Source organism: Phormidesmis priestleyi BC1401, assembly GCF_001650195.1.
GTDB classification, from domain to species: Bacteria; Cyanobacteriota; Cyanobacteriia; order Leptolyngbyales; family Leptolyngbyaceae; genus Phormidesmis_A; species Phormidesmis_A priestleyi_B.
Window position 1 is genome coordinate 1 of sequence record NZ_LXYR01000086.1, and the last position, 13,455, is coordinate 13,455.

A 13,455-nucleotide genomic window follows, 5' to 3' on the forward strand; every position below is an offset into this window, starting at 1 on the left:
GATGGATTGGTATAGTCGTCACGTCTTGTCCTGGCGGATCTCCAACACTCTAGAAGTTCACTTTTGCGTGGAGGCGTTGGAAGAAGCCTTATCCAACTACACCCCACCTGTGATCTTTAACACGGATCAAGGGGCACAGTTTACAGCGAACGCCTTTACAGACTGTCTGAAAGCCTCTGGAGTTCAGATTAGTATGGATGGTCGAGGGCGCTGCCACGACAACATCTTTATCGAACGATTGTGGAGGAGTCTAAAGTATGAGTTGATTTATCTCAAAGCGTTCGAGGATGGTCAACATTTAACGCAAGAGGTCAAACAGTGGTTTCGTTGGTACAATCAAGTTCGTCCACATCAAGGATTAGATTATCAGACACCAAATCAAGTGTATTGTGATAATCTAAAGAAACGAAGTGAGTGATAAAGCAATTGAGATCTTGAACACGAAACTGAATGGATCTGAGAATCTGAATCCCTAGCTTATTCATCCCCTGAAAACTGTCTAGTCTTGGGGGTCCACTTCATAATACTCATTTACAAACACACTCTAAATCATGAGTGACAACTGCTCTACTTCTGATGTACTCTATTGAGCTGCAAACCGCTATAAATGTGAGGTGGTAAAGAGGATGAGTCCAAGCACAAAGCGTTCAATTGACCATAGTTCTGTCGATTCAAATCTTGTGAGACAGAAACCTTCAGATGGCGCGATTCTGTCGAAAAACTTCTGAATCGACAGAATTTTCCATCAAGCCGCTCTTCTGTAAGTGACTTGCGGAGTTGAATTTGACGCTGGTCAACTAGCGCTTTGAGAAAATGACCACTCTGCTTTTTTAAGCATGGAACGTTTTTCGCAATCTATTCTTGGTCAATAGTCCGGACAATTTTCGAGGCAGAAGCTGAAACCCGCATTCTACAGTCAGCATCTGACCTCGCCGAGGAGGCTCAAACCTGCATTCTACCGTTGGCGATTTGAAACTGTCCGGACTGTTGCTTGGGGGATTTGAAGAACAAGGGGTTAGTTATGTCCATGACTAACCCCTTGTTCTTCAAATCCCCCAATGCCTTATAAAAATCGCCAACGCTTAAATCCCAGCGCTCGCAAAAGGCTGTGACATCCATACTTGGATTTAGCTTGTCTGGGTAGTCAATCTGCAATGCAAAGAACAGGTAGTCGCGATCGCTCGTCAGCAACTTGCGCTCCCGAATTCGCAGCAGTTCTTCTCGATACTACCGAGGATCAGAAGCTTTTAGTCTATTTAAGCGGAAGGCGAACGGTGAACAAGCTTCCTTGACCCACTTGGCTCTGAACTCGAATGCTGCCGTGATGAGCTTTAACAATGGCTTGCGCGATCGCGAGTCCTAATCCTGCGCCTCCGGTTTGACGAGAGCGATCGCGATTCACTCGATAAAACCGATCGAAAATACGAGACTGCTCTTTCGGCGCAATCCCCACACCAAAGTCTTGAACCTGGAGGATTGCCGCTTGATCCTCTTTCAGCAATCTTACGATTATCAATCCTTCAGGCATTGAATAGTGAATCGCATTGATCATCAAGTTTGTGATCAATCGATAAAGCTGCTCTTCGTCACCCATCACATAGAGCGGTTGATCAGATTTGAATTCTGTTGTTAATGAAACTTGAGCCGTGATCGCCACAGCTGCAAGTTCTTCGACTAAATCATTCACTACATCGTTCAAACAACAGATTTGTTGCTTCATCGATAGGGCATTGAAATCGATCCGAGATAGCATGAGCAAATCATGAACAAGCTGAGACAATCTGCGATTTTGACGCTCGATCGTTTGCAAGGTCATCTGAGCTTCGGGTAAGGTTAAATCCTCTACTTCTAAGGTCGATTCAACGGTTGCTTGAACCGCAGCGAGCGGCGTTCTGAGTTCGTGGGCGGCATCTGCTGTAAATTGCTGTACTTGCTGGTAGGAATCATACACAGGCTGAATTGCGAGTCCGGCTAACCACCAGCTTGCGCCTCCAATTAACAGCATTGCGATCGGCAACCCCAGAATGAGAAAGACCTTGAGTGAATCTAGGTGATTGTGGTAACCTGAGAGCGATCGTCCAACTTGTAGATAGCCCCACGGTTGTCCAGTCGAGGTTTTGAGCAATATTGAAAACTGATGATAGCGCTGTCCTTGTCGATCGACGATCGTTTGCCAAGTTTCACCTTGAGGTGAAATGTTTACCTGTGGCGGCGTATTGACCGTTGCTAACAGTTGTGATGAGACCGTTAGAAATCTAACATAGTAAGGATCTCGATTATTGATGCCCAATACATGAATGTGCGAATCTGGAATAGAGGGTTTGCAGGGCGTTGTCCCCAAACAAATTCCGGGGAGAGTTTGCTTTACCGCTGCGTTCAGTTGTCCAGGTTGTTCTAAAACAGGCTCGAGGCTATCATGCAATGTTCCGGCTAGGGTTTGAACTTCTTGATCGATCGCCTGGATATAGGTCTGTTCCATATGTAGATAAACCGCGATTCCGCAGATGCTCAGAATCAAGCCCATCACGCTTGCATACCAAGCGGCGAGTTTGAGCTGAGTTTGATTAAACAGTTTGTTCTGGTGCATCTTCGCTACAGGGTAACGTTAAACCGATAGCCTAATCCATGAACGGTTTCAATGCGATCGTCGATGCCATGTTCAGATAGTTTTCGACGCAGTAATCGAATTTGGGCAGCAACAACATTACTTCCTGATTCTGAGTTGACTGTCCAAAGCTGGTTCCGAATCTGCTCGGTACTCATGATCTGATTCGCGTGCTTGATCAAATACTCCAACAACTGAAATTCTTTTGCGGTGAGAGGGATGTTGCTCGATGTCGATGTACCTTGAGAGTGCTGAATGATCAAACTAGAAGAACCATAGTCAATCATGAGTGAACCCGCTTGTAGTGTTTGTGCTTGAAGCTGAGGCGATCGACGTTGCAAAGCTCGAACACGCGCCAACAGTTCTGGCATCCCGAAGGGTTTAACCAGATAATCGTCTGCCCCAGCATCAAGTCCTGTGACACGATCGCCGATACTATCTCGTGCGGTCAACATCAAAACGGGTAGAGAACTTTGTTTCGATCGTAATCGCTGACAAAGCTCAATTCCAGAAATTCCAGGCAGCATCCAATCAATGATGGCTAACGTATACTGTGCGTAGGTTTGAGTGAGAAAATCCCAAGCCTCATTACCATCCTGTGTCCAATCGACAATGTAGCGATCGCGGGTGAGTTTTTTCTCGATCGCCGTACCCAAATCTGGTTCATCCTCCACGAGTAGAATCCGCATTCTAGCTGCCTTTACTGATACGTTTGAATTCGCGCTGTTCCCAATGGAATCTCTTGATTCAATCCAATACTTCTACCATAAATCGGAAATAGCCAAGTGCGACCGAGCAGGTCTGAAGTTCTCACACTGTTGAGATTGATTTCGATCATCGTTCCTGCGATTACAGGCTGAGCGAATGCGATCGTCACTTCTTTTCCATTAAATGAATGATTCGCAGGGACAAGCTGTCCTGTTCTATCTGCGATCGTAACTTGACCAATCCGAAACTTTCCAGGTCTATTTTCAGGTACAGTGATGCGAATCCCAGAAAGCGGCGAGCCTGAAACCTGAATGCCAATACGATAAGTTGCACTCACCACCTTTACTCGATTTGGATAAGCAGCACTGTGAACAATTGAGCTTGCCTTGGAGGACGGTGTTTGTGTGAATGCAGCCGAAGGGATAGAAGCGAGTAATGTGGTGAACACAATTGCGTGAAAAAAGCGTTGCATCATTCTAAAGTGTGATTTTGTTGGACGGTTCTACATTCGTGTTTGGTCAGAAAAAGCTTGCGAAAACTGCGCGATCGCGCAGTTCAGATCAACAATCTACAGTATGTTTACCCAGAAATCAGCGACTACAAGCTTGTCCCCGCGATCGAACTGTCCCCACATCTTGTATTTTTCAGGCTGCGGGGATTTCGCTTTTTCAAGCTGCCAATTGCAGGTTTTGGAAGTAGGATTGTGAAAAGTGTTTTAGGCTGTGATTCAGCGATTTTGTGTCTATTTGTTCTCAAGGTCTTTGATTAGCATCTTCATCTCATCAATCTCTCTGACTTGCGCTGCAATGATTTCTTGAGCAAGTTTCTTGACTCGTGGGTCTGAGAGATTCGCCCGCTCACTCGTCAGGATTGCAATTGAGTGATGTGGAATCATTGCCTTCATCCAGGCAACGTCCCCGATCGTTGCTTGGCTGCGGACGAGCCAAAGCGAGAGAGCGAATATAATGATGCTGCCAACGAAGATACTAATGTTTGTTTTTCGGTTTCTGTACATACTCAGCATAAATCCGAGCATGATGCCAGCCATTGATGCGCCCATCAACAGAGCCATGTAGGCTCTTGTCTCGCTGAAATAGATATGATCTAGGCGATAAGTATTCAGGTACATCAGCACGAACATCACGATCGTAGAGGTCGCGACCATTGCAGCAAATCTTCCATACTTGCCTGTAGACATTTTTTCGCTTCTCATGCTTTCACTGAAAATTCCATAAAGGAATGCTATCAGCAACAGAATGAAATTAACATGAAATCGCAGTGTTTCTTAAGTGTGATTTTTGTTGGATTGATCTGCACTGATATTATGATGTCAGAAAAATACCTGCGAAAATGCTTGATCGCACACCTCAAAAATTCGCCAAGCTACAGTACGTTTACCCAGAAATCAGCCACGATCATCTTGCCGCCGCGATCGAACTGTCTCCACATCTTATATTCTCCAGGCTGCGGGAATCTCGCGCGATCGCAGGCTGATTCTCCACTGAACTGCGAACTGCTACTACTGCCGCAACAGCTATCAAACCGATCATACTATGGCGGCGCATTTTTTGACCCATCGACCGTTCGCTTCTAGAAGAACACAGACCCTCGATCGACAGTCTGTGAGACATACTCCCCTTTAAGCTAAGCGGTAGAGATGAGAACAGCATGAAACGAAGCCGGAACTTCGGGAAGCGATCTGCTCAGCACAATGCTACTGCTTAAAGCTAAACCGAGCATTCACCTTTTCACCTTTGATGTCAGACAAAACCGCAACCTGGTACTCTCCTACGGCTGCACTAGGAACGATCGCTGTGTAATGCTTTCCCTCCTTGTCGTACTTGAGATCCACAGTCTTTTGGCTACCATCTGGTGTTTTGACTTGAGCCATTACGCTTGCGTCTGTGACTGGCTCATGCGTGTCTCCTTTTTGCAGGAACACATCCATGTGAGTGTTACCTGCTTCTTTTTCAGGAACTAGCTCTACATGGTACGCACCGACTTCAACCACTTGCCCTTTTCTGCCTCCGGCACTATGCTCTTTTTCATGGGCTGCACTAGAACTTGAAGCAACACTTTCTGGAGAGGCTGAAGCAGATGCAGCGGGACTACTCGTAGAGGTAGATGCTTGATTTCCGCCACTGCTACACGCTCCTAAAAATAGCAGCCCTGCACTGCTTAGAACGATCGCAACTAACTTAACTGATTTCATTGATATTGCTCCTTGTGTTGAGATTATTGTTGAGGAACTTGCTGAACGGGTATTGCGGAGTCTTGAGTAATCGCTTCCGCAGTAGGAATAAAGAACCGCCTAAACTGAGAATAGAGCGCGGGTAGAACTAGCAGCGTGAGTGCTGTCGAGGTGAATAAGCCTCCCAGAACAACAATTGCTAAAGGTTGAAGGATCTCTTTTCCGGCTCCACCTCCCCAAACTAAGGGAACCATTCCCAAAGCAGAAGAAAGAGCCGTCAGTAAAATAGCAACTAAGCGTTCAGATGATCCTTCAACAATGACTTCCTTTAGAGGCATCCTGGCAGCGATTCGATGATTATAATTGTCAACTAACAATAAACCATTGCGCGTCGCAACGCCAAACAATGTAATAAACCCAACCATCGAAGCAACAGAAAGAATACCACCGCCGAGCGCAACAGAAATTACGCCACCAATTAAGGCTAATGGTAAGTTCACCATAATCATAATTGTGGCAGGAATTGAGTGGACTGCAAAGTAAATCAACACTGAAATTACAACGAACGCAGCCGCGCCGGAAATCAGTAATGTCTGTGTAGCTTGCTCTTGAGCTTGAAACTGTCCACTAAACTGAACGTAGTATCCACCTGGAAGCTGAACTTGCCCCACGCGATCGCGCACTTCTTTAATGACTGATCCCAAGTCTCGCCCACTCACATTCGCAGAAACCACAATCAAACGAGACACATTTTCTCGATTGATCGTGCTGGGTCCTGTTCCGTATTCTACTTTTGCCACTTGTCCTAGTGGAATTTTTTGTCCATTTGGCGTATCAACTAGCAAATTATTCAGCACATCCAAATTATTACGAGATTGGTCTTGCAACCATACAACTAAGTTAAAGGTTTGCTGTTTTTCCAAGACTTGCGAAACAGTGCGACCATTAAGGGCAGTCTCGATCGTTTCCGCTAGTTCCCCTACGCTCAGTCCATATCGCGCTGCTGCATCGCGATCAAATTGAATTTGAACTTGCTTTACTGGAACTTGAGGTTCAAGCTGAAGATCCACGATGCCAGGAATGCCATTCATTGCAGATTGAACCTGCTGTCCGATCGTGCGGAGTTGTTCTAGCTCAGAACCATAAATTTTAATGGCGATCGCACTACGAACCCCCGACAAAACATCATCAATCCGGTGAGAAATAAACCCACCAATGTTACTGGCAACACCGGGTAGTTTTTCTAATTCTTTTCGGAGTGTTTCGACCGTTTTTTCGCGATCGCGACTTCCCTCTTCGCTAATTTGCACATCTAATTCACCAAAATTAACTCCCGCCACTTCTGGATCACCTTGAGCAAAACCGTCTCGAAATTGAATCGCATCAAACCGCTTATCGTCTTTTAGAGCATCCATCACTGCTAGTGCAGATCGATTGGTTGCATCTAATGATGCTCCAGGATAGAGCGTCATTTCATTGATAAGCGATCGATCCTGAAACTCAGGTAAAAACACTTTACCCAGTCCCGGTAAAATGATTAGCGAGGCGACAAATCCGGCGAGTGCAGCACTGAGAATCACTTTTGGGCGACGAATTGCGAAGGATAATGCAGGACGATAAACTTCGCGGACTTTATGTTCTAACCAGGTTTCGGAATTGGATAAGCGACGATTGGCAAGCAAGATCGCGCATAGCGCAGGCGTTAGAGTTAATGCAACCAGTGTCGAAGCAACGATCGAGAGCAAATACGCGATTCCCATTGGCGTAAAAATGCGTCCCTCAACCCCTGACAACGCGAAAATCGGTGCAAATACAACCGCGATGATCACTGTCGAAAAGAGGACGCTAACACGAACCTCAACCGAACCATCAAATACAACTTGTAGCGGTGGTTTTGGATCGGGAGAAACCTGGTTCTCGCGCAATCGACGATAGACGTTTTCCATATCAACGATCGCGTCATCGACTACTGATCCGATCGCAACGACTAACCCGCCTAATGTCATTGTATTGATTCCCTGTCCTGTGAAGTTAAGAACAATCAGTCCTAACAATAGAGACAAGGGAATCGCGCTGAGACTGATGATCACTGTTCGCCAGTTCATCAAAAATAGAATTAGAACAATCGAAACAATGATCACACCATCGCGAAGTGCTTCTTCAACATTGGTAATTGAAGATTCAATAAATAAGCTTTGGTCGAACGTTTTGGTAAACGTAACGTCTTTAGGCAGGGCAGGCTTAATTTCCTCCATTGCTGCTTCTATGGCTTTCACAACGGTAGGAGTATCTCCATCTGGCTGCTTTGAGATCGTAAGAATGACAGCGCGTTTGCCGCGAAATAGTCCATCTCCACGTCTTAGAGCCGCCCCAATTTTCACCTCTGCAACCTGATCCAGCAAAACCGGAGTTCCGTTTGTTGCTTTGATCACCGACTTTCGCAGCCCCTCGATCGACTCAATCCGCCCAATGCCGCGCACTAACATTTCTCGATCAGGTGTGGTCAAAAAGCCACCTGGAACATTAACATTCGCGTTCTGAACCGCTTTCGTTACCTCTGCTAAAGAAACGTTGTAAGCTTTCAGCTTATTGGGATCAACCAGTACTTGATATTGTCGTTCATCGCCACCATAGATGAAGATATTACTCACGCCTGGAACTGCCAGCAATCGATTCTTTACGTCCCAATTAACGACTCGCCAAACCTCCATCAGATCCGTTGTTTCTGGGACAAAAGCATATTTCACAGCCCAACCGAGAGGCGAATTGATGGGCAAAATCTCAGGCTGGCTAATTCCTTGAGGTAGTAAACCTTGAGCGCGTTGCAGTCGTTCTGTTACCAGTTGGCGGGCGCGATAGATATCTGTGTCTGGACTGAAAACAGCCTTGATTGATGAAATTCCGACTGCCGAAGCAGAGCGCAACGATTCTAGCCCTGGTATTCCATTGATGGAACTTTCGATCGGGCGTGTCACCAGTGATTCGATTTCTTCAGGTGCAAGCCCTGGAGCATCGGTTTGAATCTCGACCTGTGGCGGCGCAAAACTGGGAAATACGTCTAATGGCATCTGTGTGAGAACACGAAAGCCCCACAGCGAAACCAGAATTGATGCGAGAACAACAATCCAGCGTTGCGCGATCGACCATTTGACGATGGTATTGAGCATAACAGAACTTACCGATAGGGCATATCAAAGCGAACGACATTTAATCAAGTCAGATAAATGCGAAATTAACAGGAATCCGAATCAAGTGCTCAATTCAACGAATCAGATTTATTCTTAGATTGCTCAGACCGCACAGAGCGATCTTTGTGACCACTAGATGAATGTTCAGCGAGGTAAACCGTTTCAGATTCAGACGCATATTGTGAATGCTTACGATCGCGTTTCCGAGTCCAAACCATGCCGCCGTAAAATGCACCTGCGATCGCGACTCCCGCTATCGGAATCATTACCCACCAGGGCAATTCCCCAAATGCTTGCGGCTTGGCTGTCGATGCAGCAGGGGAATCCTTTGCTTGGGCTGTGGTGTCGCCTCGCAGTGATTGCGTGTATAGCTGTGTCGCCCCTTGCGTTACGATTTTATCGCCATCAAACAATCCATTCGTAATTTCAACTAAGTCACCTGCCGTTCGTCCTAGTGTGACTTCTGAAGATTGGAAGCTATCGCCGTTCTGCACAAAGACAACTTTTTTCTTATCATTAGTTTCGACGATCGCTGATGTTGGAACTGCCAACACTGAAACGGAAGTACGATTTGTGATCACTTCCATTTCTGTAAACATTCCAGGCTTCAACATACCACTAGAATTATCAAGCTCTGCTTTAACGGGAACACTGCGAGTTGATCCCTCAACAACCGAACCAATCACGGCAATGCGTCCCGTGAAAGTACGATTTGGTAAGCTGGCGATCGTCACTCGAACTTGTTGACCTTGAGCAATTTGATTGAGATCTTTCTCATAGATATTTGCAGTCGCAAGAACGGCTTGACCATCAATAATAGTCATCAGCTTCGATCCAGCCTCTTTCGAGGATTGTCCGAGTGTGACTTCTCGATCGGCAACTTTTCCTGAAATCGGAGCGACGATCGTCACGGTTCCATCTGAATTTGCGGTTGCACCTAGTTGCCGCAGTCGAGCGCTATAGCCTGCATCGCTGAGTTCTACGCGCGATCGTGCCACCTCTACGCCTGATTGAGCGCGCTTAAGTTGCGCGGTTGCCTCCACGACAGGCAATTGACTTTGAGCCTTAGCAAACGCAGCTTTAGCTTCAGCAAGTTTCGCTTCAGATTCCAACACCGTGCGACGGGGTAAAGCTCCTGTGGCAGAAAGTTCTTTATCGCGATCGTACCGTTCTTGAGCAAAATTAAGAGCAACTTTCGCTTGCTGAATGTCCGCTTGGGCAATCTGCTGCTGCTTGGAATAGTTATCCTGAGCCAGTTGTAAATCCGCTTTTGCCTGTTGTGTATCTCCCTCTGCTTCGGCTCGTTTTGAAAGCGATTCAACCCGAAGATTTGCTAAGTCTGGACTAGACAATAACGCCACAGGTTGCCCCGCCTGAACTGAATCTCCAGGCTGCACAAATAGCTTAATCACTTGTCCACCCGTAGGATTTGTGACTTCCACCCGCTTGCTCGGCAACGCTTCAATTTGTCCCGTTGCTTTCACTCCAAAGCCTAGTCGCTGCCGCGTCGCGGTCTCAACTTTAATGCCAGTCCGCTCCTGAGTCTGAGCATCTACTTTAACGGCTCCTGCGGCTTGAGTTGCCTGTCCACCGCCTTGAAACTCATCTCCATGTCCTCCATGAGCCAGGACGCGCACTGGAGCCGTTAGCACCAACAGCATTAATAATGTGCTGGAGATCTGACGAATCGTAGATGAGGAATGAGATGAATGATTCATCCGGTTTTTTCTGTGTAACGGTAGGCTAAATTGCAGAGAGCGATCGTTGGATCAATCGAAAGTATTGCGCTCAATGTTCAGTGTGTCAGCTAGAGATGAAATCGAGATGAAATTGAGTCCGTCTGCTTAAATTCTCTGACAGAACAACTTGAATGCTCGATCGCTCAGTTCTCCTCAAGCGAGTGAAAAAAGTTTAGAGAACTATTGGTTGTACCAAGCTTTGCGCCATTGTTTCATCTGATCAATTTCTGTCTGTTGTGATGTTGCAATCTCTTGAGCCAATTGCTTGATTTCAGGGCGCTTCGATTTTTGCAGAGTATCTTTCGCCATGACGATCGCGCCTTCGTGATGTGGAATCATCGCATTGAGAAAGCGCAAATCAAACTGATCATCTGCTGCACCCAGATCCATCTTCATTGCCATGCTGTCTTTCTGTGCAGTAGACATCGGTACAGATTTATTGGTTTGAGCATCGTAAGCAACAGACTCTTGAGGCACGTTGGGATACCACTGCTTTCGCCATTTTGCCAGTAGTTCATTTTCTTCGCGGTTTTGAGTCACAATGATGTTCTGAGCGAGAGATTTGATTTCGGGACGCTTCGATTTTTGTATGGCTTCTTTTGCCATATCGATCGCACCTCGATGATGAGGTCGCATGGCATCAATAAAGCGTAGATCGTACTCAGCATCCGCCGCACCTAGATCCATGCTTGACATTGAGTGAGCAGAGTGATCCATGTTGCCCTGCATCTCACCATGATCCATTCCTGCTATTGGAGAGCTTGTCACCATAGGATTCTGAGTTGATGTTTGAGCAGAATTGGAGCAGGCGACGAGTCCAGCAATCATCAGGCTTGCGCCAAGAGATAGTCCGAGTAATGCAGTTTTAAACATTCAATGGTTCCTGAATCGAGAGAGTGACATTACAATTTCATTTTGAACTATCCAGTTAGGTGGAAAGTCAAGGACAAAGCACCCAATTCTAAGTAGAATTTTTTAGCACTTGCGTAACATAGGCGATTCATTTCACCTTTTCAAGTCAGCATGTTGAGATGAAATCAGCATGAAATAGCACCATTCTGTATTGGAAATTTAAGAAGCTTGAAAAATTCTAGAGATCAAGCTTAGTTTGTTGCTTACTCAACCTCTTAACAAACCAAAATGTGACGATCGGCAGCACGAAAAATTGCAGAATCGGAATAATCCCGACTTGCAGAATCGGGACTTGAATCATTGCATCACTATATTGCCACAGTCCAAGCGCTAAGGCAGTACGCTCTGTAAAAGTTGCACTAATAACTCCCGCGATCGCAATCCAAAAAATTCGCTTTCCCGTTAGATCAAAGATCCAGTCGGCATTATGCGTTAGATATCTGCCGATCCAGTAAAGCACAGTAATGTAGAGTGCATCTGCGATCGCAGCTAACCCACAGAAGAGCCACCGTTGTAAAGCAGATTGACCAAAAGGAGCATAAGCAACCATTTGCAGCATTTCCCAGACAAAGCTTGGTGGAAAAGCGATTCCAAAGATCAGTAATAAGAGCTTCTTTAATGAGGATTGCAATTGAAGCATAGTTAATACTAGGAAAAAAGAGAATCTTATTGAAACTAGAATGAATTTGTAATCATCTGTAAGGCTAACAATCAGGCGACGCAACCAGTTGCATTAATTTAAGCTGATTGCTGCGATCGTACTCTCGCTGCTTAGATCACTTAATGACGCATACAGACATGAAATCAACATGAAATGAATCTCCGTAAAAAGGAAGAAATAGTCTATCTATCGATAGAGAGACGCAATCAGTATCTGTTTACTCTAAGTTACTAATTAGCTGAGACATTGCACTTGAAAACTCTGATTTAACACCAGGTTTTAAGTCAGATTAGTCATGCAGCAAGTATTTGTGGCAGTAATGTCAATTAATTACCTGTTCCAAAAACTGCTGGCACGGGTTAGACGTTAGTTAATCAATGGCAAGTGTAGCTTAATCTTTAGGGAGTATAAATAAAATATGGCTCATCAAAACGCTCAATCAATTCTAGATGCTGCGGTTCATTGTGCTTATGAATGTGAACATTGCATGGATGCGTGTTTAGCTCATATGCCAGAATGTGCGCGGCTTTGCAATGACTGTGCCCAAAGCTGTTGGTCTTCAGCTTCCTACATCAGTCGAGGATCGCGCTTTATTCCGCAGATTGTCAACTCGTGTATTGAAATCTGTGAAGCTTGCGCGGCAGAATGCGAAAAGCACACCGATAGCCCTCACTGTCAAAGTTGTGCTCAAGCGTGTCGTCAAGCCGTTGCTGAATATCGCAAGGTGGCAGATTTAGCAGGAGTTTCTTGATCGCTGCTTCATCGACTTAACGGGCTGTCTTCCTCAACTGCGAGGCTGATAGCCCTTCCTCATCCTTAAGACTCATCTTACCCGCTTTACTTGACTCTCCTATTGACCAATACTTCGGACAGTTTTAGGCGGCGATAGTGCCGTAATCGCAAAGGGTTGAGTAGTTGGGATGGGATTTAATCAAGCTTGGCTCCAAGTCTAAGGTGGCAATAAATCGTTCAAGTAGGTGTTGATTGAGGGCACGACGCTTAACGCTTGCCATTGAGAATACAAATGGGTCTTGACCGGTGTGCTGGGGATGCGCGTCGAACTTCGCTAGATTGAGGGCGGTAAAACTGGCATTGAAATGAAAGTCCAACTTCAAGAGGTCACGGGCTTGACAATCACTCAGACCCGTAAACTGCTTGGCATCGCGGAAGAGAAATTCAATCCCGAAGCGCAATTTATAGAACTGAATAATCTGCTTGGGGGCTTGCTCAACATCGGTACTGAACAGCAGGCAGGTGCGGACTCGGTTCGGAACGCGACGGTCAACTAGGTAGGCGACTCGAATCTCCCGCTTCAAGGAGACGTGCCACAATCGGGCAGTGTAGAGGTCAACCTGGGGTTGCACGGTTTCCACAAAGGTGAAGTGACTGAGGTCTGTCAGGTCAACTTTGCCGTCGTACTTGCGCGGTCTGCCTCGTTGCTTCTGCACCCC

At 46.0% G+C, this 13,455-nt stretch carries 14 protein-coding genes; 3 read left to right on the forward strand and 11 right to left on the reverse strand.

Translation table 11 applies throughout. The features are described from left to right. On the forward strand, positions 1-418 hold a 418-nt coding region (locus A8707_RS24025), incomplete at its 5' end, for an integrase core domain-containing protein (RefSeq protein WP_082906472.1). Between the two features lie 524 nt (positions 419-942). Here A8707_RS24025 and A8707_RS24030 read toward each other — a convergent pair. From A8707_RS24030 to A8707_RS24055, 5 genes are all read right to left on the reverse strand, one after another. Continuing rightward, positions 943-1,191 carry a hypothetical protein gene (locus tag A8707_RS24030; protein ID WP_068819710.1) on the reverse strand — a complete coding sequence of 83 codons (249 nt, stop codon included), beginning with the start codon at positions 1,189-1,191 and terminating at the stop codon, positions 943-945. A 61-nt stretch (positions 1,192-1,252) separates the two neighbouring features. Continuing rightward, complete coding sequence (gene rppB, locus A8707_RS24035) at positions 1,253-2,587, reverse strand: two-component system sensor histidine kinase RppB (RefSeq protein WP_068819711.1); 1,335 nt, start codon at positions 2,585-2,587, stop codon at positions 1,253-1,255. Positions 2,588-2,592: 5 nt separating this feature from the next. Further along, on the reverse strand, positions 2,593-3,294 hold the full coding sequence (gene rppA / locus A8707_RS24040; protein WP_068819712.1) for a two-component system response regulator RppA: 702 nt from the start codon (positions 3,292-3,294) through the stop codon (positions 2,593-2,595). 11 nt (positions 3,295-3,305) lie between these two features. Further along, on the reverse strand, positions 3,306-3,788 hold the full coding sequence (locus A8707_RS24045) for a DUF2808 domain-containing protein (RefSeq protein ID WP_068819713.1): 483 nt from the start codon (positions 3,786-3,788) through the stop codon (positions 3,306-3,308). 267 nt (positions 3,789-4,055) lie between these two features. Continuing rightward, positions 4,056-4,526 (reverse strand): DUF305 domain-containing protein, encoded by a 471-nt coding sequence (locus A8707_RS24055; RefSeq protein ID WP_231948429.1) that lies wholly within the window; start codon positions 4,524-4,526, stop codon positions 4,056-4,058. Between the two features lie 137 nt (positions 4,527-4,663). On the opposite strand from A8707_RS24055, the gene A8707_RS29965 reads away from it, so the two are divergent. Then, a complete protein-coding gene (locus A8707_RS29965; RefSeq protein ID WP_231948438.1) occupies positions 4,664-4,807 on the forward strand; it encodes a hypothetical protein in 144 nt (47 codons plus the stop codon). A gap of 220 nt (positions 4,808-5,027) precedes the next feature. On the opposite strand, the gene A8707_RS24065 is transcribed toward A8707_RS29965, so the two are convergent. From A8707_RS24065 to A8707_RS24085, 5 genes are all read right to left on the reverse strand, one after another. Beyond that, on the reverse strand, positions 5,028-5,525 hold the full coding sequence (locus tag A8707_RS24065; RefSeq protein WP_068819716.1) for a hypothetical protein: 498 nt from the start codon (positions 5,523-5,525) through the stop codon (positions 5,028-5,030). Positions 5,526-5,548: 23 nt separating this feature from the next. Next, positions 5,549-8,671, reverse strand: a complete 3,123-nt coding sequence (locus tag A8707_RS24070) for an efflux RND transporter permease subunit (protein WP_068819718.1) — start codon at positions 8,669-8,671, stop codon at positions 5,549-5,551. Positions 8,672-8,760: 89 nt separating this feature from the next. Then, positions 8,761-10,410, reverse strand: coding sequence for an efflux RND transporter periplasmic adaptor subunit (locus tag A8707_RS24075; RefSeq protein ID WP_074382574.1), 1,650 nt, complete (start codon positions 10,408-10,410; stop codon positions 8,761-8,763). A 201-nt stretch (positions 10,411-10,611) separates the two neighbouring features. After that, positions 10,612-11,304 carry a DUF305 domain-containing protein gene (locus A8707_RS24080; RefSeq protein ID WP_068819722.1) on the reverse strand — a complete coding sequence of 231 codons (693 nt, stop codon included), beginning with the start codon at positions 11,302-11,304 and terminating at the stop codon, positions 10,612-10,614. 217 nt (positions 11,305-11,521) lie between these two features. Then, complete coding sequence (locus A8707_RS24085) at positions 11,522-11,983, reverse strand: hypothetical protein (RefSeq protein ID WP_068819724.1); 462 nt, start codon at positions 11,981-11,983, stop codon at positions 11,522-11,524. Positions 11,984-12,422: 439 nt separating this feature from the next. Between A8707_RS24085 and A8707_RS24090 the strand changes: the two genes are divergently transcribed. Next, entirely contained in the window at positions 12,423-12,755 is a 333-nt protein-coding gene (locus tag A8707_RS24090) for a four-helix bundle copper-binding protein (RefSeq protein ID WP_068819726.1), read from the forward strand. Positions 12,756-12,879: 124 nt separating this feature from the next. Here the strand turns inward: A8707_RS24090 and A8707_RS24095 are convergent. Beyond that, positions 12,880-13,455 (reverse strand): transposase (locus A8707_RS24095; protein WP_156518507.1); only part of this gene is annotated, 576 nt, incomplete at its 5' end.

Coding starts and splice junctions, on each gene's coding strand:
- rppB (WP_068819711.1), bottom strand. CDS start 2,587: ATGCACCAGAACAAACTGTTTAATCAAACTCAGCTCAAACTCGCCGCT.
- rppA (WP_068819712.1), bottom strand. CDS start 3,294: ATGCGGATTCTACTCGTGGAGGATGAACCAGATTTGGGTACGGCGATC.
- A8707_RS24045 (WP_068819713.1), bottom strand. CDS start 3,788: ATGATGCAACGCTTTTTTCACGCAATTGTGTTCACCACATTACTCGCT.
- A8707_RS24055 (WP_231948429.1), bottom strand. CDS start 4,526: ATGAGAAGCGAAAAAATGTCTACAGGCAAGTATGGAAGATTTGCTGCA.
- A8707_RS29965 (WP_231948438.1), top strand. CDS start 4,664: ATGCTTGATCGCACACCTCAAAAATTCGCCAAGCTACAGTACGTTTAC.
- A8707_RS24065 (WP_068819716.1), bottom strand. CDS start 5,525: ATGAAATCAGTTAAGTTAGTTGCGATCGTTCTAAGCAGTGCAGGGCTG.
- A8707_RS24070 (WP_068819718.1), bottom strand. CDS start 8,671: ATGCTCAATACCATCGTCAAATGGTCGATCGCGCAACGCTGGATTGTT.
- A8707_RS24075 (WP_074382574.1), bottom strand. CDS start 10,410: ATGAATCATTCATCTCATTCCTCATCTACGATTCGTCAGATCTCCAGC.
- A8707_RS24080 (WP_068819722.1), bottom strand. CDS start 11,304: ATGTTTAAAACTGCATTACTCGGACTATCTCTTGGCGCAAGCCTGATG.
- A8707_RS24085 (WP_068819724.1), bottom strand. CDS start 11,983: ATGCTTCAATTGCAATCCTCATTAAAGAAGCTCTTATTACTGATCTTT.
- A8707_RS24090 (WP_068819726.1), top strand. CDS start 12,423: ATGGCTCATCAAAACGCTCAATCAATTCTAGATGCTGCGGTTCATTGT.